Raw genomic sequence first — 21,382 nt, forward strand, 5'->3', positions numbered from 1 at the left:
AATTAACAATATTATTTAATTTTCGCGTTGGCATAGCGTTTGCACTACACCTTTAAGGCAACTCATTGCAATTTTACTTATCAAGGAACCGTTATGCCTTACGCCTCTGAAACGCTACTGCGCGCCAGCTTCTTTGATTTCACCGCACTGGCTTCTCAGCCCGATGATATCGCTGCGCATGCGCGCTACCTCGAAGACGGCTTGCTGACATTGCGCGAGGGTAAGGTGGTGTCGCTTGAAAGTTGGGAGATCGCAGAAGGGCGCGTTGATGCCGCCACGGTCATCGATCTGCGTGGCAAGCTGATCGTGCCGGGCTTTGTTGATACCCATATTCACTATCCGCAAACCGAGATGATTGGCGCATTCGGCGAACAGCTGCTGGAGTGGCTGAACCAATATACTTTTCCGGTCGAGAGTCAGTATCACTGTCCGGATCACGCAGCACAAATGTCGGCTTTCTTCCTGCAACAATTGCTGTCTAACGGCACCACCACGGCGTTGGTGTTTGGCACGGTGCACAAACAATCGGTCGATGCGCTGTTTCATGCCGCGCAACTGCTGGATATGCGTCTGATTGCCGGAAAGGTGATGATGGACCGCAACGCACCAGAGTATCTGACAGAAACGCCGGAAGAGAGCTATCAGGATTCACGTGAACTGATTGAACGCTGGCACCAGCGTGGTCGTCTGAGCTATGCCTTGACGCCACGTTTCGCGCCGACCTCCTCGCCAGAACTGCTGGAAAAAGTCCGTCAGCTGCGCGAAGAGTTCCCGGATACCTGGTTGCATACGCATCTGAGTGAAAATCAGCAGGAAATCGCCTGGGTCAAATCGCTGTTCCCGGCGCGGGATGGTTACCTCGACGTTTATCATCATCATCAGCTCACCGGCAAACGCAGCGTTTTTGCTCACTGTCTGCATCTGGAAGAGAACGAGTGGCAATGCCTGCACGACACGGATTCCTCTATCGCCTTCTGTCCGACGTCGAACATGTTCCTCGGCAGTGGCCTGTTTAATATTAAACGCTGCTGGCAGCAGGGCGTGCGCATGGGCATCGGAACGGATGTGGGCGCCGGCACCACCTTCAATATGCTGCAAACGCTAGGGGAAGCCTACAAAGTTGGGCAGCTACAGCAGTACAAGCTCAGCGCTTGCGAAGCCTTTTACCACGCAACGCTGGGTGGCGCGCATGCGCTGGATATCGACGACAAAATTGGCAATTTCAATCCCGGTAAAGAAGCGGATTTCGTGGTGATCGATCCCGCGGTTTCACCGCTGCAAAAACTGCGTAGCGCCAACAGCAAAGATATCTGGGAACGCTTGTTTGTGATGATGACGCTGGGAGACGATCGCAACATTGCGCAAACCTGGGTCAGCGGTAAACCGGTGTGGCAGCGCGATCGTGAGGAGGTCACTGCATGATCCAGTTCCTGCTGAATAATCGGCTGGTCACCGAAACGGCCTTAGACCCGAATCTGACCGTGCTTAACTACCTGCGCAGCCATCAACAGCGGCGGGGAACCAAAGAGGGCTGCGCATCAGGTGACTGCGGCGCCTGTACAGTAACGCTGGGAAAAGTGGTGGCGGGGCGAATGCAGTATCAAGCCATCAACAGTTGCCTGACGTTGGTGAGTAGCTTACAAGGCAAACAGCTGATCACCGTTGAAGATCTGAAGCAGGGCCGTGAACTGCATAGCGTGCAGCAGGCAATGGTGGATTGTCACGGCTCACAGTGTGGCTACTGTACGCCTGGCTTTGTCATGTCGCTGTTCACTTTGCAGAAAAATACTCAGGGCTGGAACCAGCCACAGGCCGAACAAGCGCTGGCTGGCAATTTATGCCGCTGTACGGGGTATCGGCCGATTATGGCCGCCGCACAGCAAGCCTGCGAGCAACACGCTGCAGACAACTTTACGGCCGATGAAACCGCACTGGTGAAGCGCTTACAGGCGCTGAATCATCGGGAAGTACAAATTCTCGAAGCCAACGGCAGCCGTTGTTTCGTCCCTAAAACCCTGGCGCAGCTTGCAGCACTGTATCAGCAGTATCCTGAAGCGCGACTGTTGGCAGGCGGTACTGATCTCACCTTGCAAATTACCCAGCAGTATCGACGTCTACCGCTGTTAATTGCGCTGGAGCAGGTTGAGGAATTAAGCGTCTGTTCTGAAGATGATCGAGAGATTCATCTGGGTGCCGCTACGCCGCTTCATCATTGTTATCACTTCCTGGCGGCGAAAATTCCTGCCTTCAGTGACATGCTGGAACGCTTTGCGTCATTGCAGATCCGTAATCAGGGTACGCTCGGCGGCAATATCGGCAATGCCTCACCCATCGGAGATTGTGCGCCCATGCTGCTGGCACTCAATGCGCGCCTGGTGTTGCAGCAGGGGGAGAGTCTACGTGAAGTGCCGCTGGACCAGTTCTTCATTGGCTACAGGCAAACCGTGATGCAGCCGGGAGAGTTTATTCGTTCGATAGTGATACCAAAAGTGACGGCGTCACCTGATTTCGTGGCGTGGAAAGTGGCTAAGCGTCTGGATGATGACATTTCGGCGGTGTTTATCGCCATCAACATTCAGCTCAAGGATGGCGTGGTAGAGCAGGCGCGGCTGGCGTTTGGCGGGATGGCAGCAACGCCGAAACGGGCAATCGCAGCCGAGGCCGCCCTGATCGGTCAGCCACTGACCCCCGCTACCATCGAGCAAGCCTGCGCGGCGCTCAGCCAGGATTTCCAGCCGCTCAGCGATTTCCGCGCCAGCGCCGACTACCGCTTACAGGTTGCACGCAATTTGCTACGTCGTTATTACGCACATACCTGTGGCGAACTGACCATTACCGAGGTGGCGCGCTATGTCTCATAACCGACCTGCATTAAGCGAAACGTTGTTAAAAAGCCAGTTTGCCAGCGACATGAAAACCGGCGTGGGCCGCAGTCAGAAGCATGAAAGCGCCGATAAACACGTTACGGGCGAGGCAATCTACATTGATGACAGGCCGGATCTGCCTGGCCTGCTGCATCTCTGCCCACGTCTTAGTGATCATGCACATGCGCGTATCACGCATATCGATGTGCAGCCTTGCTATGCCGTCCCCGGCGTGGTGAGCGTACTGACCTGGCGCGATGTACCGGGCCTGAATGATGTCGGCCCGCTGGAGCCGGGCGATCCCTTACTGGCTCAGGATAGCGTGGAGTATCTCGGGCAAATTGTGATTGCGGTGGCCGCGGATTCACCCGAAGCCGCGCGCGCCGGTGCCGCCGCCGCCATCATTGAATACCAACCTTTACCGGCGATTCTGGATGTGCGCGAGGCGCTGGAACAGCGTCACTTTGTGCAGCAACCGCACGTTCATCAACGGGGTGATGCTGATGCAGCGCTGGCGCGTGCGCCACATCGCATTCAGGGGGAATTCCATATTGGCGGCCAGGAGCATTTCTATCTGGAAACCCAGACCGCGTTAGTGATCCCAGGCGAAGACGACAGCCTGCAGGTTTTCTCTTCGACGCAAAACCCGACGGAAGTGCAGAAGCTGGTGGCCGAGGTGATGGACATCACCATGAACAAAGTCACCATTGATATGCGCCGGATGGGCGGCGGGTTTGGCGGTAAAGAAACGCAGGCTGCGGGTGTGGCCTGCCTGTGTGCGATAGCCGCACGCCAGACTCGGCGTCCGGTAAAAATGCGTCTGGCGCGACGCGATGATATGCGTATCACCGGTAAGCGCCATCCCTTCTTTGTGCGTTACGATGTGGGCGTTGATGATGAAGGTCGATTCTGTGGTGTCAAAATCGATTTGGCGGGAAACTGCGGCTACTCCCTTGATCTGAGCGGATCGATCGTCGATCGTGCGATGTTTCACGCAGACAATGCCTACTATCTGGGTGATGCACTGATCACCGGCTATCGCTGCCGTACGCACACGGCGTCTAATACTGCCTATCGCGGTTTCGGCGGGCCTCAGGGCATGGTGGCGATTGAGCAGATCATGGACCATATCGCCCGCGAGCGCGGATTGGACCCGCTCGAACTGCGTAAGCGCAACTATTACGGCAAGCAGGATCGCAACATCACCCATTACCATCAGCAGGTGGAAGATAATCTGCTGATGGAGATAACGGAACAGCTTGAAGCCAGCAGCGATTACGCGACACGCCGCGCGGACATCACAGCGTTTAACGCCAGTCATCGTTTTATGAAACGCGGGTTGGCCTTAACGCCGGTGAAATTTGGTATCTCATTCACCTCCAGCTTCCTTAATCAGGCCGGTGCCTTAATTTTGATCTACACCGATGGCACGGTGCAGCTCAATCACGGCGGCACCGAAATGGGCCAGGGATTGAATACCAAGGTGGCGCAGATTGTGGCGGAAGTGCTGCAAATCGACATCAGCCAGATTCAGGTCACGGCAACCGATACCGGTAAAGTCCCTAATACTTCACCGACGGCGGCCTCCAGCGGCGCCGATCTCAACGGCAAAGCCGCGCAAAACGCCGCGCAGATATTGCGCGATCGCATGACAGAGATGCTCTGTCAGCAGCACCAATGCCTGGCCGACGCCGTCTCCTTCAGCAATGGGATTGTGCGCGTGGGCGAGCAGCACTTTACCTTTGCCCAGGTGGCGCAACAGGCGTGGCTGAATCAGGTGCCCTTATCCGCCACCGGATTTTACAAAGTGCCCGGCATCCATTACGACCGCAACGCCGGGCGTGGCAAACCCTTCTATTACTTCGCTTATGGCGCAGCGTGCTGTGAAGTGCTGATGGATACCTTAACCGGCGAATACCGTTTGCTACGTGCGGATATCCTGCATGACGTCGGTGCTTCGCTCAATCCGGCGCTGGATATTGGGCAAGTGGAGGGCGGTTTCGTGCAGGGCATGGGCTGGTTAACCTGCGAAGAGCTGGTGTGGAACGATCAGGGCAAGTTGCTTACCGACGGCCCGGCGAGTTACAAAATTCCCGCCATCAGCGATGTCCCCCACGATTTGCGCGTCACACTGGTTGAAAATCGCAAAAATCCTCAGGACACGGTGTTCCACTCGAAAGCCGTGGGTGAACCGCCATTTATGTTGGGCATTGCGGTCTGGTGTGCATTACAGGACGCGGTTGCCAGCGTGGATAACTATCGCCGCCATCCGCAGCTGGATGCCCCCGCCACGCCCGAGCGCGTTTTCTGGGGCGTGCAGCGCCTCTCAGGAGCGGATGATGATTTATCATGACTGGATCGCTGTATTGCACAGTTTGCGAGAGAAACGTGAGAGCTGCGTTTTAGTCACCGTGCTGACCCAACGCGGCTCTGTACCGCGCGATCGCGGCAGTAAAATGGTGGTCAGCGCCAGCGAAACTTATCTCACCATCGGCGGCGGCCATCTGGAATATCAGTGCATTGCGCTGGCGCGCGACATGCTGGAGCAGCGTTGTCAGCAGCCGCGCAGTGAAGAGTTTGCCCTGGCCGCGCGGCTCGGCCAGTGCTGCGGCGGGCATGCCACGCTGCTGTTTGAACCGCTGATGCAGCAGCAGCCTGAAATCCAGCTGTATGGCGCGGGCCATGTCGGGCAGGCGCTGGTTAACTTGCTGGCAACGTTACCCTGTCACATAACCTGGATTGATAGCCGCGCCGCCCAGTTTCGCCATGTGCCACCGGGCGTCACCGTGCGTCAGGTGGAAGACCCGATCGATTGCGTCAAAGAGGCCGCACCGGACAGCTATTTCATTGTGATGACCCACGACCATCCGCTCGATTTGGCGCTCAGTGAAGCCATTTTGCGACGCGGTGATTTTCGCTATGCCGGCGTTATTGGTTCTGCGACCAAAGCGCAGCGCTTTCGCTATCGGCTGGAAGGCAAAGGGATCGCGGCGGATGCACTGGCGCGGCTGCGCTGCCCGCTCGGCTTGCCGGATGTCAAAGGCAAACTGCCAGCCGAAATTGCCGTGGCAGTGGCGGGCGAAATCATCTCTGTGTATCAGCACCAGCAGAGCGGTTGTTGAGTGACGTTGAAACTGCCAGGATAGAAGCATCCCGCCGCACTGGTTGCGGCGTTGCTGATTATCAGGAGCGATAATGACTTCACGAGCCAATCCGTTTTTCACCGTCAGTGCATTGCCCTACCAAACTCCGCCTTTTGACCTGATTGAGGATGCCGATTTTCTCCCGGCTCTCGAAGCGGGTATCGAAGAAAAACGTCAGGAAATTGCCGCCATCGCCAATAATCCTGAACCGGCCACTTTTGCCAACACCTATGAAGCCCTGGAGCGCAGCGGGCAATTGCTAAACCGCGTTAATCTGGTGTTTGGGGCCATGACGTCGGCGAATACCAGTGATTTGTTGCAGGAAGTGGATGAACTGATCACCCCTAAACTCACCGCGCTGAGTGATGAAATCCATCTGAACAGCCAGCTGTTTGCCCGTCTCGACAGCGTGTACCAGCATCGCGGTTCTGCCTGCCCGGATGCAGAGTCGATGCGTCTGGTGGAAGTCACCTGGCAGCACTTCCAGCTGGCCGGTGCCAGTCTGAGCGATGCGGATAAAGCTCAGCTGCGTGCCTGTAATCAGGAACTCGCCACGCTGAGTACCCGTTTTGGCAACAAGCTACTGGCGGCGACCAAAGCGGGCGCGTATACGGTGAGCAGTGTGGCGGCGCTGGCAGGATTGAGTGAAGAAGAGTTAGCCCATGCTAAAGCCGCAGCGGAAGCGCGTGGATTACACGGCGAATGGCTGCTGCCGTTACAAAACACCACGCAACAGCCCGCCTTGCAATCGCTGGAAGTGCGTGCCACGCGTGAAGCCTTATTCAATCAGGCACTGACGCGCAGCGAACAGGGCGATGAAAACGATACGCGTGCGATTGTGTTACGCATGGCGCAGCTGCGCGCAGAACAGGCGAAACTGCTGGGTTTCAATACTTACGCGGAGTGGAGTATGCAGGATCAGATGGCGAAAACGCCGGATGCTGCTTTTGCGTTTATGCGTAATATCGTCCCGGCGGCGCGGGCCCGCGCCGAGCGAGAAGCCGCGGACATCCAGCAGATCATTGAGCAGCAGCACCACAATTTCCCGCTGCGCGCCTGGGACTGGAATTTCTATGCTGAACAAGTGAGAAAAGCCAAATACGCCCTGGATGAGAGCCAAATCCGTCCGTACTTTGAACTGAATAACGTACTGGAAAAGGGCGTTTTCTGGTCCGCCAGCCAGCTGTTTGGTATTCGCTTCGCGCAGCGTCACGATCTGCCGGTGTATCATCCGGACGTCAACGTTTATGAAATCTTCGATGCTGACGATACGCCACTGGCGTTGTTCTATACCGACTTCTACAAGCGTGATAACAAAAGCGGCGGCGCCTGGATGAGCAACTTCGTTGATCAGACAACGCTGCTTGGCACCAAACCGGTGATTTACAACGTCTGCAATTACACCAAACCGCAGGCTGGGCAACCGGCGTTGCTCAGCTGGGATGAGGTGATCACACTGTTCCACGAATTCGGCCATGCGCTGCACGGACTGTTTGCGACTCAACGTTATCCAAGCCTGTCTGGCACCGCTACGCCACGCGATTTCGTCGAGTTCCCTTCGCAGATTAACGAGCACTGGGCCAGCGATGAAAAAGTGTTCGCCAACTATGCCCGTCATTATCAGAGTGGCGATGCGATGCCCGTAGAACTGCGCGAGAAGATGGTGCGCGCAGCTAAGTTCAACAAGGGCTACGACATGACCGAACTGCTGGCGGCGGCGTTACTGGATCTGCAATGGCATTCGCTGACCACGCAGGACAATCCGCAGGATGTCAGTCACTTTGAACTACAGGCGCTGGCAGCAGAGCAGATCGCGTTAGCGACCGTACCACCGCGTTATCGCTCCACTTATTTCCGCCATATCTGGGGCGGAGGGTATGCGGCCGGTTATTACGCGTATATCTGGACGCAGATGTTAGCCGATGATGGCTATCAGGCCTTTGTTGAACGTGGCGGGTTGAGTCGCGAGAATGGCCAGCAGTTCCGCGATCATATTCTTTCACGCGGTAACAGCAGCGATCTGCAACATCTGTGGCTGGCATGGCGTGGAAAAGCACCGGAGATTGGTCCGATGCTGAAGAATCGCGGTCTAGAAGAGGCGTGATAAGCAGGGCGCACGGCGTGAAGTGAACCCCGAAAGTTGGACACCGTTCCAACGAGTATGGGGTTATTCCAGGCGGTGCGCCCAAGCTTTAACCCAACGGGCCACCTTCAATGGTGTCACACATCCCGGCCAGCACCCGCTCGCCGGTTTCGTTTTTCAAATCGGCATACCACGCAGCGGTCACTTCCGCATCTTTCGCATGTGTTACATCGCAGCGTTTGCGTGCTTTCAGCACCAAATCTTTGGTGCGTTCCACGCGGCGCGCCTCGTAGCGCTGCAATCCATCTTCGATACCCAGTGAATGCGAGGCCAGCGTCTGCGCCAGCACCACCGCATCTTCCATCGCGGCACAGCCGCCCTGGCCGATATCTGGCGTGGTGCTGTGGGCGGCATCGCCGAGCAAGGCCACACGACCTTTGACGAAACGGCTAAAGGGTTCAATGTCGTGAATTTCAACCCGATTGGTGGTGTCGGGATTGATAGTGTCGATCAGGCGCTGCACCGGATCGGCCCAGCCGCTGAAATAATTCTTCAGATCCTGCCGCAGAGTGGAACGATCTTCGGCTAAGCCCTTGGGCAAAGGCACGTCGAAGAAGAAGTAAAAGCGATTGCCGCTCACCGGCATCAAGGAGACGCGTTTACCCTCGCCAACAAAGGTTGTCCACTGATCGGCTGGGGCGATACTTTCATCGACGGTGACCAAACCGTTCCAGTTAACGTAGCCGGCGTAGCGTCGTTCGACATGTTCTCCCAACACATAGTGGCGTATCACGGAATGCGTACCGTCAGCAGCGACAAGGAAATCGCCTTCAGCCAGGCTGCCATCATCAAACCATGCAGTCACGCCCGTGGCGCTTTGCTCGACCTGTGTCACGCGTTTACCAAACTGAATACGCGAGCGACCATAGGTATCAATCAACATCGCCTGCAACTCGGCGCGCGCCACTGGATAAGGGTATTCTCCCACCTGCTGCACCAGGGGTGACAGGCTAAAGCGGGTCAGGGTGCTGCCAGTGTGCGCGTCGTTATAGGCCATAAACGCCATATTGCCGCCCAGAGCCTGCAGTTGCTGTTTCATGCCGAGCGCGTTCAGGCATTTTACGCCGTTGGGCCAGATAGAGATGGCCGCGCCGACCGGCTTCATCTCTTTAACCGCTTCGAATACGGCGGTCTCGAATCCCGCTTTCTCCAGCGCAATCGCCGCGCTCATGCCACCAATACCCGCTCCAATCACAATCGCTTTCATCACTGTCTCCTTTGTCTACCTGATGTCTCCTGCAACTTTCGTGCCATTAAGTCTTCTTCGTATACTTATTGTTTATTTCATTGATTTAAATGAGTTATATTTGATTCCGCAAAGTGTGTGCTGCACCGTTATCGCGCAACAATTTGCACGACAATAGGGCGCCTAAAGCCGAAGGTGAATCGAATGTTGCAATATGGCGTTTGGCAGAGGAGACGCCATACTATGTAGAACCTTTTCGCGAGGAGCGTCATATGAAGTGGATAATGGTGTTGGTCATGCTGTTCAGTGCCGGTGCGATAGCGCAAACCCAATGGCAACCGGATAAGAAAGTGCCGGTGGCGCAGTTGACGCCGGTTGCCGCCAAATGCGACCTCTCGTCTTGTCAGCAGAATTGCTACATCCAGCAGTCGCAATGCAAAAATGACAACGGCGGTGGCTGTGGATCGCTCGCACAAATTTGCGTACAAAACTGTTCGAACGAGTGCCGATAAATGAAATAAATCTGTCATAACAGGGTGCTAGCGTGTTTCCCCGGCAAGGTAATATTCTGATAACAGGGGAAAATAATGAAAACCCGCTATACACTGATTGCAACGGTTTTACTGCTCGCTCAACAAGCTCATGCGGCAACGCTGCCGCAGGCAGCGGCACTGGCCGCGCAAACGTCAACCGGTTCAACCCCAGGCTATACGCAGCTGGAACAGCAGTCGCTACAGGCTCAGCGCGCCTGGCTGCAAGGTGACAGTGCGACACTGAAACATGAGCAACTGGAAAAAGCCAAACAGACCAGCACGCAGGCAGACAAAGCGTGGCTCAAAAGCAGCGGTTACGATTTTAACGTCAAGCAAAATCAGCAGGCTGGCATCGCGCTGTTATCAGGTTTCAGCACATTGCCGGACAGCGTATTGACGGCTAACCGCGCCACCGTGACCGATATCAACCTGAATGCCGCGCAGAACGTGCGCCATCAGGCGTTACAGGATGCGGAGGCGATCAGCTCGCTCTATTTCCTGTCTGATGCGATGGGGCCGCGTCTCGGCAAAGCTTTCATCGCGGCTTATGACAAAGGTGAAATCAATAAAGCTGCTGCGCTGATTAAAGCCAGCGAGGTCAGCACCAGCGCCGCTAAAAAACATTTCAACTACCCGCGCCCGTTCCTGCATGAAGGCAACACCATACATCTGGTACCGGATGATGTGGTAGTGAAAGACAATGTGCGATATACCGCGGACGGTGGATCGTTCCCCAGCGGGCACACCAATACCGGTTATACCGATGCGCTGCTGATGGCCGAAATGGTGCCAGAACGCTTTGAAGCGCTGGTGACACGCGGCGCGCGTTATGGTTATTCGCGTCTGGTGCTGGGCGTGCACTATCCGCTGGACGTGATGGGTTCACGCATGGTGGCAGAGCGCAACGTGGCGACCTACCTTAACGATGCTCGCTATCAGGTGTTGTTCAAAGAGGCGCGCGATCAATTGCGTACCGCGTTAGAGAAAGAGTGCGGCACCTCACTGGCTGAATGCGCACGTTCGACCGGCAAGGACGATCCTTACCGCGCGCCGGATATGAAGCAGTTCTATCGTTTCACGATGAGCTACAATCTGCCGAAAGCCAATGTGAAAAATACGCCGGTTCAGATACCGCAGGGCGCAGAGATACTGCTGAAAACGGCGCTGCCGCACCTGTCTGACGCGCAGATTCGTCGCCTGATGGTGAAAACAGCCTTGCCAAACGGTTATCCGCTGTCGGGTAATGCTGAGCAATCCTTCTGGCAGCGCGTCGATCTCACCGCCGCGTACGCCATGGCGAAGTGATCCAGACGCGGGCACTGACGTCGTCAATACGTCGGTGCCCGCAACTGACGGATTTGGGTTCTTGTTACGGTGATCAAACGCGAAGAGCGTAGAAAGGGTTAACGCGATGTCTGCAGCAACAGCGGAATAGTCAGAACAAACCGCGCATTATCTTCTTAGACTACCGTATTCGGTATGAAGATCCGCAGTGCATAGCCGCGGCCCGGGAGCTAATCGACGATAAATAGCTTCGCACCGTGTGTCGTGGAGGAACGATGTGCTTCGGCATTATCGGCAACCTGATAACTCACGCCCGGCGTCAAAGTAAAAGTGCGGCCATCTTCCAGTTCGGTGATCATTTCGCCTTCCAGACACAGCAATATATGACCTTTGCTGCACCAGTGATCGGCGAGATAACCCGGCGAATACTCCACCATACGCACACGAATATCGCCAAAACGCTGAGTGCGCCACAGCGCAAACCCGCTGTCGCCCGGATGTTTTTCGGTTTCGAGGGTGCTCCAGTTGGTAATGCCAAACGGTAGTTGATTGATCTGCACGACGCTATCCTTATTGAATTCGACGAGAACACAACATTACCGCCTGGCATAAAAATAACCAGCTAATTCAACCAACTTCATGCCACATTTCGCTCATCGCCAGCTCCAGCCTTTTGAACACCCGATAACGTGCATCATGAAACGCAAAGCGTTCCGGGCGTGGCTGTAACTCGCCGGGATTAAGGAGTACTGCGTGCTGCGCCGCCGTGGCCAGATCGGGCCAGACACCCACGCCGACGCCCGCACAAAGCGCAGCACCCAGCGCGCCAGTCTCTTTGCACTCCGCCACGCGAATCGGAATCCCTAACACATCAGCAAACATTTGCGGCCAGATACAGCTGCGCGCCGCGCCACCAGAGAGGATGGCGTGGGTGAACGGGATCCCTGCTGCGCGCAAGCGATCGATGTGCGCGCGATGGGCAAATATCACGCCTTCAAACAGCGCAAACAGCATATCCGCGCGCGTATGCCAGCCGCTCAATCCGTAAAACCCCGCTTTTGCGGGTTTAGATTTACGACCGGAATAGAGGTAAGGATGATAGAGCGGCAACTGCGGGTTGGGCTCAACATGGGCCACAGTATCACTGCTGTGCGCCGCGCCGCTGCCGGCGCGGCCATCATCGAACTCACGCAGGAACCAGTCGAGATTGGCGGCCGAGGTGGCGCTGGCTTCAATCGCCATAAAACGATCATTTTCAATAATTGAATTCATAAACACGGGCCGCTGGTAATCCGGTTTATCGACCACCACCTGATTGATGCTCCAGGTGCCTGCGACGATAGAAGCCTCACCGGTTTTCACCACGCCAGAACCAATGGCGCTGGCCACCACATCGAAAATGCCGGCCACCACCGGTATGCCTGACGGTAATCCGGTGAGTTGCGCGGCGCGTGCGGTCACGTGTCCGACCACCGCACAAGACTCGCGCAGAGGCGGCAGCAGGTTGAGCGCCTCTTCAATGCCATACAGCGCCATCAACTCGCGGCTGTAATTGCGCTGTCGATAATCGATTAATCCGGCCCCGGCGGCATCGGAAACCTCAGCGCTGATGGCCCCGCAGAGGAAATGGGCGATGACATCTTTAGCACACAACAAATGGCCGATCTGCGCCCAGCGATCGGGCTGATGTTGTTTGATCCAGCTTATCAGCACGGGCGTGGCGGCGGGCCAGGGCTTCTGCAGCGAAAGTTGATAGATGGCTTTATCGGCGCCGCTGGCTTCCAGGTCCTGCACGGTTTCCATGGCGCGATGGTCGATAGATTGAATGCCGAACAAGGGCTGTTGCTGCTTATCAAGTGCATACAGACCGTTACCGTGACCCGCCGCGCCCACGGCAATCACCTCATTCGCCGCGCTGCCCGCCTGTTGCAGGCAGCGCGTGACAGCCACGCTGACCCCGTGCCAGATATCTTCTACCGGACGCTCCGCATAACCTTCCTGCGGCTGGTGGGTTTCTCCCGCACATTCGGCAACCGACAGCACGCGGCCACTGAGATCAAACAGTACCGCTTTGATCATGGTGTTTCCGGCATCTATGCCGAGAAGTTGACTCATATCCGACTCCGATTCACAGACGAAGACGGCGCACCGCTTAAGCGCCGGTGCAGGTAAAACTCAACCCTGCTGATAAATGTCCAGGGCTTCCGCGCCGCTGGCGCCCTGGTGGATGATCGCCATCAGCGCTTTCACCACGCGAGACGGATTATCGTGTTGATACACGTTCCGGCCGTACACCATACCGCTGGCACCTTGTGCCATTAACGCAGCGCTTTTCGCCAGTACCGGTGCCAGTTCACCTTTACCGCCTCCTCGCACCAGCGTAGGGCAGCGCGCTGCTTCCACGACGCGGTGAAAATCTTCAACATTTTCCGTTGGATCGGCTTTAATGATGTCAGCGCCAAGCTCTCGCGCCAACCGCACCAGCGGCACGATTTTCTCGACATCACCGAGTGAACCATAAGCCGCACCTTGTCCGGCGGGGGCCATCACCAGAGGCTCAATCATCAACGGCATGGCGTAACGATCGCACGCCTGACGCAGACGGCCGATATTCTCCACGCACATGCGGAAAATGCCGGGTTCATCAGGAATCAGATAGAGATTCACCACCACTGCAGCCGCATCCATCTGCAATGCAGCGAGGATGGGCTCATCAGGGTTGTGCAACACCGCCCACATCTCACGATGGCGTGCCACGTTGTAAGCGTTACCGACATCCGTGCGCATCACCAATGCTGGCTTACGGCCTGCGACCTGTTGCAACAGATCCGCCTGGCCGTAATTCACCTGAATCGCGTCCGGCTGTGCGGCAATCAGGTTTTTCATGACCCCCTCAATATTTTCCAGTCCAATCAGAAAATCAGGCTCGTTAGCAATGCCGTGGTCGATGGCCACATCAAGGCATTTGCCGTGTTGAAACAGACGATTCATGCGGACTTTATTGCTGACTAACATGGCGTGTTTCCTCCTGGAAAAGAGTGGGGTTAAGACCGGTCAGACCGTGCTGACGCGCCAGGCTGGCGCAGCTGCTTTGTAAATGGTGTTGTCGTTGAGTGGCGTTCCAGCCGCGCAAGTCGGCCATCAGTTCAGCAATTTCTGCTACCAGTGCGGGGGTTAATTCGCCGCAAATTGCCAGCGAGGTGCGGCGCACCAGCAGGTCCTCAAGCTGTTGAACCTGCTCCTGCTCAATGAGGTAACGGAGTTCCAGCGCGCTATAACCTGCATGATGCCGCAGCGGTTGTTCACCCTGTTGCTGGATCTCGTGCAGGATCGGCAGAGCACGACTGCCATAACGGCGGACTAACTGCGACACGCGGGGCAGTGGCAGGGAATACTGCTGTGCGAGCTGGGTAAGCCACGCGGTTTGCCCGGAAGGTGCTGGAAAATCGCGGCCGCCGCCAATCGGCAGATCGCCGCTCGATACCCGGCGTTTTTCTCCGATCAGACGCAAGACCCGGTCCGCTGCCTCTTCACCAAACTGACGGAAGGTAGTCCATTTACCACCGACCAGACAAAGCAGGCTGTAAGTATGTGCGGCAGCGGGAGGCAGCAGCACCAGCGAGTGATTGCGGGAGATTTGCCCGTTAACTTTGGCGTCGCTGGCCGGAAGTGGACGCACACCGCAGAAGGTGTACAGAATGGACGATTCCGGCACCACGACGTCAGGGAAAACAAAGCGCAGCGACTCAAGAATGTAGGCTTTTTCCTCTTCCTCACACACCACGCTATCCGGGTCGTCAACGCGAATATCCGTTGAACCCAGCAGCACCTTGCCAAACCAGGGAAACATGATGCAGACGCGACCTTCCTGGTTTTCGAAATAGACCATTTCCCCATCGAGCATCTGTAACAGTTCGGGGTGATCGATGATCAGATGCGAACCCTTGGTCCCGCCAATCAGTTTGGTGAAATGCCCAGAGGGCGCCAGGCGATGATTAAGCTGATCTATCCACGCGCCGCCGGCATTAACCAGTACATGCGGCTGCAGAGTAAAGTGCTCACCGCTGAGTGCATCCTGTAAGGTAACGGATTCGCCATCGGCACTCACCAGTTGCAGATAATTCAGTGCCAGTGCGTCCGGACAAGCACGCTCAGCATCCTCTATCAATTCATAACCCAGTCGTTCCGGTGCACTGATCCAGGCATCGTAGTAGCTGGCGCTGTATTTCACCCAGGGGGCGAACCCAGGCCAGCGGTCGCGCGTAGCCGCCTCGGCGCGTACCTGATGTTTCGGCATGGAGCCGTACTGTTTGGTGTAAACATCGTAAAGACTGAGGCCGGTTTTGATCAGCAGTGCACCACGCCGCGTGGGTTTATCGCTCAGACGCAGAAAGCGCCGCGTGGCATTGATGAGTCCACCTCCCAGATTATCGATCGGGACGGTGGTGCGCAGCGGAAAAACATAGTGCGCGGCATTTTTCAGCAGCCGGTCGCGCTCAATCACCGACTCTTTGACCAGCGCAAACTCGCCGGTTTCCAGATAGCGCAGTCCGCCGTGGATCATGCGCGATAAGGCACCGCTGGCCGCCTGACACCAGTCGCCTTTTTCCACCAGAATCGCTGGAATACCTTGTAATGCCAGCTCGCGAAAGGTACTGATGCCGTTAATGCCGCCACCAATAATGAGCACCGGTGTCGACGTGCGTTGTCGTAAAGCGCTGAGTCGCTGCTCGCGTGTTGCATTATTCTCCATGGATTGCTCCCCGGCTCGCGGCCATTTCGAGTACACCTGCTGTGGTAGATGTGGCTGATCACGCTTGAATAAGAAAGAGTGTCACCTTTCCCATACCCGTAGCGGTAAAGCGTATTGTGAGATTTAAATCGTTGACGTAAAAAGGAGTTATCGTTAATGGGATTTTCAAGAGTTGTGATTGCTCTCACAAAGACGGTGTAAGTGTGAGGACGCAGTCGTACCTGAATTAGAGCTGAAATTAGTTTCGTGTCAAAATAATGACTTAACTAAAATTAAGGGATTATCATGAATTTCTCGAAGATCGTCGGTGCGATTGGCTTGCTGACCAGCAGTAGCGTTTTCGCACAAACCCCTTCACCTGACGCCATTATTAAACCGTTGATGGAGCAGTATCAGATTCCGGGCATGGCGGTGGCTATTTTGCACGATGGCAAAACCGAGTTTTACAATTACGGCGTGGCATCCAAAGAGACACGTCAGCCGATTACCGCGCAGACCTTGTTTGAAATCGGGTCACTCAGCAAAACCTTTACCGCCACCCTGGCGAGCTATGCTGCTCAGCAGAAAAAACTGCAATTTAGTGATAAAGCCAGCACCTGGTTGCCGGAACTGAAGGGCAGTGCGTTTGATCAGGTGTCACTGCTTAACCTCGCGACCCACACATCGGGTACGCCGCTGTTTGTTCCCGACGATGTCACCAATCAGCAGCAGTTGATGAACTGGTACAAAAACTGGCAGCCACCGGCTCAGCCGGGCACCCAGCGTGTCTACTCCAATCTTGGAATTGGTATGCTCGGCATGATCGCCGCCAAAAGTTTACATCAGCCATTTATCCGCGCGATGGAACAGCAACTGTTGCCTGCAATGGGCATGCATCACACTTATATTCAGGTGCCCGCATCGGCGATGGGCCAATATGCGCAAGGTTATAACAAGCAGGACAAGCCAGTGCGTGTGACGCCAGGCCCATTGGATGCTGAATCCTATGGACTGAAATCGACATCAGCGGATTTGATTCGCTGGCTGGCGATCCAACTCGATGAACAGAAGGTGGCGACGGAGTGGCAGCAGGCGATTGACGCCACGCATCAGGGCTACTACAAAACCGCCGCGTTTACCCAGGCGATGATGTGGGAATACTATCCGCTGCCCGTTTCAGCCCAGCAGTTGGTGGACGGCAACAGCGGCCAGCGCATCATGAAAGGGATGTCGGCCACGTTGATCACGCCACCGCAGGCTGCGCCACAACAGGCGTGGTATAACAAAACCGGTTCGACTAATGGCTTCTCGACCTACGCGGTGTTTATTCCATCACAGAAAATTGCGGTGATTATGCTGGCGAATAAATGGTTCCCAAATGACGATCGCGTTATGGCAGCGGACAACATCATTCAGGCGTTGAGTCATTAACGAACGAATGGGCGCGCCCCGGCGCGCCACGTTAAACGGCACGCTACTTTCGTGCATCCAGAGCGAGTTTGACGGCCATTCCCGCCAACACCGTCCCCATCAACCAACGCTGCAAACGCTGCCAGCTGGGGCGTGCCAGTAAAAATGTCGACACCTGGCCAGCAGTAGTAATGAAAATCGCATTGACCGTCAGGCTAATCACAATTTGGGTGACGCCCAATACCAGCGACTGCGTTAGCACGCTACCGTGATGCGGGCTAATAAACTGCGGTAACAGTGACAGAAACATCATGGCGATTTTTGGGTTGGCGAGGTTAGTGAGGAAACCCATGGTGAACAATTTACGCGGATTGTCGGCAGGGAGATCGCGCACGGCGAATGGCGAGCGGCCGCCGGGCTTGAGTGCCTGCCACGCCAGATACAGTAAATAGAGTGCGCCACCGAAACGCAACGCGTCATAGGCCCAGGGTACCGCCAATAGCCAGGCGGTGATGCCAAACGCCGCGCACAGCATGTAAAACACAAAACCTAACGCCACGCCGCCGAGGGAAATATAACCCGCCCGTTTGCCCTGACACAGCGAACGTGAAACCAGGTAGATCATATTGGGGCCCGGTGTTAGCACCAATCCCAATGCCACCAATGAAAACGCTAACCAACTTGACAGTTCTGGCATGCAACACTCCTTGCGTTATTTTCGCAATTATGGCGTGAACCTGGCATATCAGGCAACGCACGTTTTCAGACTGACAACAGGAATAAGCTGCGTTAGTTTGGCTTGGCTTATTTTATTTAAAAGGGAGATGAAAATGACCGTTCCTGTAGTGGCACTGCTAACGGCAAAACCGGGTTGCGAAGATAAAGCTGAGCAATTATTTCGTGGGGTTATTGAAGAGACGCTGCGCGAAGAAGGGTGTATTACCTATCAGCTCAACATCGATAGCAAAAATCCGCGCCGCTTTGTCTGGACTGAAGAGTGGGCGAGCCAGGAATTACTGGATAAGCACCTGAATGCCCCACACATCGTTAAACTGTTCGCGGATCTTGAACCGCTGTTAGAACACGCCGAAGTGGTGGCATTACGCAAAGTCGCGGGTGGCAATGCGTGAAGGGAATAAGCAGACTTCGGTCTGCTTTTTATTTGTAGATTTTGATATGAAATTCCGCCTCAGAATATAAAGGAGACCAGAATGAGAACACAAAAGCGTTGCATGGGTTACGTCGCTATTGTGGTCGATGATTATGACCGCGCGATTGAATACTATACGCAAAAACTGGGGTTCCATTTAATCGAAGATACCCCGCAGCCAGGCAAGCGCTGGGTGGTGGTCAATCCTAATCCGCAGAGCGATTGTAACTTGCTGCTGGCGCAGGCATCGAATGAGCGCCAGCAAGGGTTTATTGGTAATCAATGCGGCGGCCGCGTGTTCCTGTTTTTACAAACGGACGACTTCTGGCGTGATTACCAGCAAATGAAAGCCAATGGTGTCACTTTCTGTGAAGAACCCCGCGAAGAGGAGTATGGCACGGTTGTGGTTTTCGAGGATTTGTACGGCAACCGTTGGGACCTTTACCAGAACAAATGATCGACCGGTCTTACTCGCCTCAAAACCCAGGTTTCAAACACCGGTTAAGCGGCCGATAATGGAAGCCAGAAATGACCTGGTTCCCCACTTTAAACAGGTAGATGCGGGCGGTGAAATTCTCGTCCGCCAGCGGATCAATATATTTCCCGACAGCGGGATCTTGCGTATCGGGACCCGCAATGCGAAAAGATTTGCGGGTGGATACCGTAACGGAATCGGAGTGGTAGTCATAATCCAGGTTCACAGTGCGATCTACACTCATTCTGCTTTCCAACCCCTGCGGTGACATAAACGCCAGATAAGCATTAAGATGGCCTTCACGACTGCCGCTTAATATATCCCAATAGCCATGGCTTACCACGGTCCGGTCTGGTTCATCATAGATAATAAACGTCTCGGTCCGGCAATCGCCAGAAAATGGCCGTACAAAATAGGGCAGCGAAAACCAACCCAGCAACAATGCCAACAGGCAACATGCCGCAGAAAAAGCCATTCTCATGGATGGTTTCTCCCGATAACCGCAAATGTCTGGCAAAAGGTTGTCGCCAGTTCAATTTCGCCATTGCACACAAAGAAATTAATCGCGTTGCCACGATCGGCATTAATGTAGATTTTGCTTTGCGGCGTAATGGAAACCTGCATTTTGTTAAGCCAGTAATTCACGCGCGTTGCCGACTCATGTTTGTCATTTTCCACGTATTGAGAAAACAGAATGGTGTGCCCATTTAGCTGGAGTGATTCGCCATATCGCAATGGGTGGATAAGTTGTTGGCCACGAATCAGAAGGCCCGCGATAAAAAACAGGCAGCAGAGCAGCAGCGTAAGTACTCTTAATTTTATGTTCGCCGGTTTTTTCTTAACAGCTGATTTCGATGTATCAGAAACAGAGATCGCTGATGTCTCTTGATTTTGATTCACACTATCGTGGCGTTCCGGTAACGAATAATTTTGTGAGTCTGATACCAGGGTGATACAACCGGGTTTTAAGCGATATCCCATGTATCCCAGTGTCTCAAGAATTTCACCTTCCACATCGAGTGAAGCGAGTGATTTCCGGATGCGAAAAAGGGTTTGTCGCACAGTATTATCGGAGACCACAGCACCATGTTTTTTCCAACAGGCATCATGTAAGGATTCTTTGGAAACGATATTACCTTCATGCTCACACATGTACGTCAGGCATAGTTTACTTTGCCTGCTAAGAATAATCTCTTTATCTTCCAGCCTGATCAGACCGGTATCGGTAAAAAAAAGAATGGTCACTTCTGCCAGGTCCCCATGGTGCATCTTCAACGCACACTTTTCATTCGGCTGATTATAACACGGTCTGACAAAAGGGCATGCTGATGATACCATTCAGGTAGGTAACAGCCTTGTCACAGATTTATATCTATGATTAATATAGAAATAATATTCATACTGGTGACTTTTAAGTGACATTTACGCCAGCGTGTTGAAAGCCATCAATCTAGCGAATAATATCCGCATCGGATTAATCGCATGGCATCGACTAATATCGATCAGATGAATCTGTAATGATTGCATATTGGCGTGATTACAATTGAGGAATATCAAAAATGCATAGCGTCATTAAAATAACAACAAGCAAACTCAAAAATAAAAATATCGCTATTATGACACCCAGCGCAATCACCTACTATGGTATTCGCGCCATGTTGACAACATTGAATGCTGTGACGGTGACTCACCATCCCATCCAAACCCATGATGAACAGATCAACATCATTGATAGAGATTTGGATCTGATTATTATCGACACTGAGGTTGGTAATGCAGATGTTATTTCTATGCTGATAAAATCTTACTTGCCCACTGCATCTGTCATCATTTTAACCCGCGCATCGGATATCAGACTATTACAAAAATATAAAAAATCAGGTGTGCAAGCGATATTAAACAGGAAAAGTAATCAACGCGAGGTTGAAGATGCGGTGACGGCAGTACTTGAACATCGAGTTTGGGGATTTGAAGTCAAACCCACTGCACCGCAGAAGGGTTCATCTCTTCGACAGGTATTCTCATCGAGAATGTATGAAGAAGCGATGCTTTCACTCAGTACCACGGAAAGAACGATCATCCGCTCCATCTATCGCGGCCGTACCGTAACGGATATTGCTGTTGCCAAAGACAAAAGTATTAAAACCATTAGCAGCCAAAAACAGTCTGCAATGCGCAAACTCAATGTAAAAAATCTGGCTGAACTCCATCAGCGTTATCACGCCTGGCTGAAATAGCACCTGGCCGGCCATTTCGTTCGCACACACCACCGTCTTCTTCCTCTTTATTTCCCGTCATTTCTCTTCATTTCCCGGCACCGGAGAGCCACTCCGGTGTACTTTCGGTTGGACGTTTTTCTCAGTTTTTTGTGATGTATTTCATGAAATCGTGCGCTGAGGTTAGGTGAAATTTCGGTAGGTTGTTATGAATGAAGCTTATGTAAGTTTCATTCGAAACAATTG

Annotated in this window: 19 protein-coding genes; 11 read left to right on the forward strand and 8 right to left on the reverse strand. The window is 54.1% G+C overall.

From position 1 onward, the window contains the following. Positions 1–93: 93 nt before the first annotated feature. The 5 genes from guaD (at position 94) to dcp (ending at position 8,111) form a co-directional block, all read left to right on the forward strand. On the forward strand, positions 94–1,422 hold the full coding sequence (gene guaD / locus LH22_RS12305; protein ID WP_038646921.1) for a guanine deaminase: 1,329 nt from the start codon (positions 94–96) through the stop codon (positions 1,420–1,422). Continuing rightward, positions 1,419–2,861 (forward strand): xanthine dehydrogenase small subunit, encoded by a 1,443-nt coding sequence (gene xdhA, locus LH22_RS12310; RefSeq protein ID WP_038646923.1) that lies wholly within the window; start codon positions 1,419–1,421, stop codon positions 2,859–2,861. The genes guaD and xdhA overlap by 4 nt, the downstream gene beginning before the upstream one ends. Continuing rightward, positions 2,851–5,217 carry a xanthine dehydrogenase molybdopterin binding subunit gene (xdhB, locus tag LH22_RS12315; RefSeq protein WP_038646926.1) on the forward strand — a complete coding sequence of 789 codons (2,367 nt, stop codon included), beginning with the start codon at positions 2,851–2,853 and terminating at the stop codon, positions 5,215–5,217. Before xdhA ends, xdhB begins: the two co-directional genes overlap by 11 nt. Further along, complete coding sequence (gene xdhC / locus LH22_RS12320; RefSeq protein WP_038646928.1) at positions 5,204–5,986, forward strand: xanthine dehydrogenase accessory protein XdhC; 783 nt, start codon at positions 5,204–5,206, stop codon at positions 5,984–5,986. The genes xdhB and xdhC overlap by 14 nt, the downstream gene beginning before the upstream one ends. A 73-nt stretch (positions 5,987–6,059) precedes the next feature. After that, the gene (gene dcp / locus LH22_RS12325) at positions 6,060–8,111 is read left to right on the forward strand and encodes a peptidyl-dipeptidase Dcp (RefSeq protein WP_038646930.1); all 2,052 of its coding nucleotides are present in this window, start codon (positions 6,060–6,062) and stop codon (positions 8,109–8,111) included. 88 nt (positions 8,112–8,199) lie between these two features. On the opposite strand, the gene hpxO is transcribed toward dcp, so the two are convergent. Further along, positions 8,200–9,357 (reverse strand): FAD-dependent urate hydroxylase HpxO, encoded by a 1,158-nt coding sequence (gene hpxO / locus LH22_RS12330; RefSeq protein ID WP_038646931.1) that lies wholly within the window; start codon positions 9,355–9,357, stop codon positions 8,200–8,202. Positions 9,358–9,608: 251 nt separating this feature from the next. On the opposite strand from hpxO, the gene LH22_RS12335 reads away from it, so the two are divergent. Continuing rightward, positions 9,609–9,848 carry a hypothetical protein gene (locus LH22_RS12335; RefSeq protein WP_038646933.1) on the forward strand — a complete coding sequence of 80 codons (240 nt, stop codon included), beginning with the start codon at positions 9,609–9,611 and terminating at the stop codon, positions 9,846–9,848. Positions 9,849–9,923: 75 nt separating this feature from the next. Next, positions 9,924–11,174: an acid phosphatase gene (locus LH22_RS12340; protein WP_038646935.1), complete on the forward strand. Its 1,251-nt coding sequence runs from the start codon at positions 9,924–9,926 to the stop codon at positions 11,172–11,174. 209 nt (positions 11,175–11,383) lie between these two features. Here LH22_RS12340 and LH22_RS12345 read toward each other — a convergent pair whose 3' ends face one another. From LH22_RS12345 to LH22_RS12360, 4 genes are all read right to left on the reverse strand, one after another. Further along, the gene (locus LH22_RS12345; RefSeq protein ID WP_038646937.1) at positions 11,384–11,713 is read right to left on the reverse strand and encodes a DHCW motif cupin fold protein; all 330 of its coding nucleotides are present in this window, start codon (positions 11,711–11,713) and stop codon (positions 11,384–11,386) included. Between the two features lie 67 nt (positions 11,714–11,780). Further along, on the reverse strand, positions 11,781–13,268 hold the full coding sequence (locus tag LH22_RS12350) for an FGGY-family carbohydrate kinase (RefSeq protein WP_038646938.1): 1,488 nt from the start codon (positions 13,266–13,268) through the stop codon (positions 11,781–11,783). 60 nt (positions 13,269–13,328) lie between these two features. Beyond that, the gene (locus tag LH22_RS12355) at positions 13,329–14,168 is read right to left on the reverse strand and encodes a class I fructose-bisphosphate aldolase (RefSeq protein ID WP_038646940.1); all 840 of its coding nucleotides are present in this window, start codon (positions 14,166–14,168) and stop codon (positions 13,329–13,331) included. Further along, positions 14,152–15,906 (reverse strand): glycerol-3-phosphate dehydrogenase/oxidase, encoded by a 1,755-nt coding sequence (locus tag LH22_RS12360; protein ID WP_038646942.1) that lies wholly within the window; start codon positions 15,904–15,906, stop codon positions 14,152–14,154. The genes LH22_RS12355 and LH22_RS12360 overlap by 17 nt, the downstream gene beginning before the upstream one ends. 282 nt (positions 15,907–16,188) lie before the next feature. Here LH22_RS12360 and ampC point away from each other — a divergent pair, with 282 nt between their 5' ends. Then, positions 16,189–17,316 (forward strand): class C beta-lactamase, encoded by a 1,128-nt coding sequence (gene ampC / locus LH22_RS12365; protein ID WP_369801861.1) that lies wholly within the window; start codon positions 16,189–16,191, stop codon positions 17,314–17,316. Between the two features lie 43 nt (positions 17,317–17,359). Here ampC and LH22_RS12370 read toward each other — a convergent pair whose 3' ends face one another. Further along, on the reverse strand, positions 17,360–17,992 hold the full coding sequence (locus tag LH22_RS12370) for a LysE family translocator (protein WP_038646946.1): 633 nt from the start codon (positions 17,990–17,992) through the stop codon (positions 17,360–17,362). A gap of 133 nt (positions 17,993–18,125) precedes the next feature. Between LH22_RS12370 and LH22_RS12375 the strand changes: the two genes are divergently transcribed. Together LH22_RS12375 and LH22_RS12380 are read left to right on the forward strand one after the other, a co-directional pair. After that, on the forward strand, positions 18,126–18,425 hold the full coding sequence (locus LH22_RS12375) for a putative quinol monooxygenase (protein WP_038646947.1): 300 nt from the start codon (positions 18,126–18,128) through the stop codon (positions 18,423–18,425). Positions 18,426–18,506: 81 nt separating this feature from the next. Next, positions 18,507–18,902, forward strand: coding sequence for a VOC family protein (locus tag LH22_RS12380; protein WP_038646949.1), 396 nt, complete (start codon positions 18,507–18,509; stop codon positions 18,900–18,902). Positions 18,903–18,921: 19 nt separating this feature from the next. Here LH22_RS12380 and LH22_RS12385 read toward each other — a convergent pair whose 3' ends face one another. Together LH22_RS12385 and LH22_RS12390 are read right to left on the reverse strand one after the other, a co-directional pair. Next, positions 18,922–19,401, reverse strand: a complete 480-nt coding sequence (locus LH22_RS12385; RefSeq protein WP_038646951.1) for a hypothetical protein — start codon at positions 19,399–19,401, stop codon at positions 18,922–18,924. Further along, positions 19,398–20,165, reverse strand: coding sequence for a winged helix-turn-helix domain-containing protein (locus LH22_RS12390; protein WP_167540448.1), 768 nt, complete (start codon positions 20,163–20,165; stop codon positions 19,398–19,400). Before LH22_RS12390 ends, LH22_RS12385 begins: the two co-directional genes overlap by 4 nt. A 314-nt stretch (positions 20,166–20,479) precedes the next feature. On the opposite strand from LH22_RS12390, the gene LH22_RS19950 reads away from it, so the two are divergent. Next, entirely contained in the window at positions 20,480–21,157 is a 678-nt protein-coding gene (locus LH22_RS19950; RefSeq protein ID WP_052059412.1) for a LuxR C-terminal-related transcriptional regulator, read from the forward strand. The last annotated feature ends 225 nt before the right edge of the window (positions 21,158–21,382 follow it).

This window comes from Pantoea rwandensis (genome assembly GCF_000759475.1).
GTDB lineage: Bacteria > Pseudomonadota > Gammaproteobacteria > Enterobacterales > Enterobacteriaceae > Pantoea > Pantoea rwandensis_B.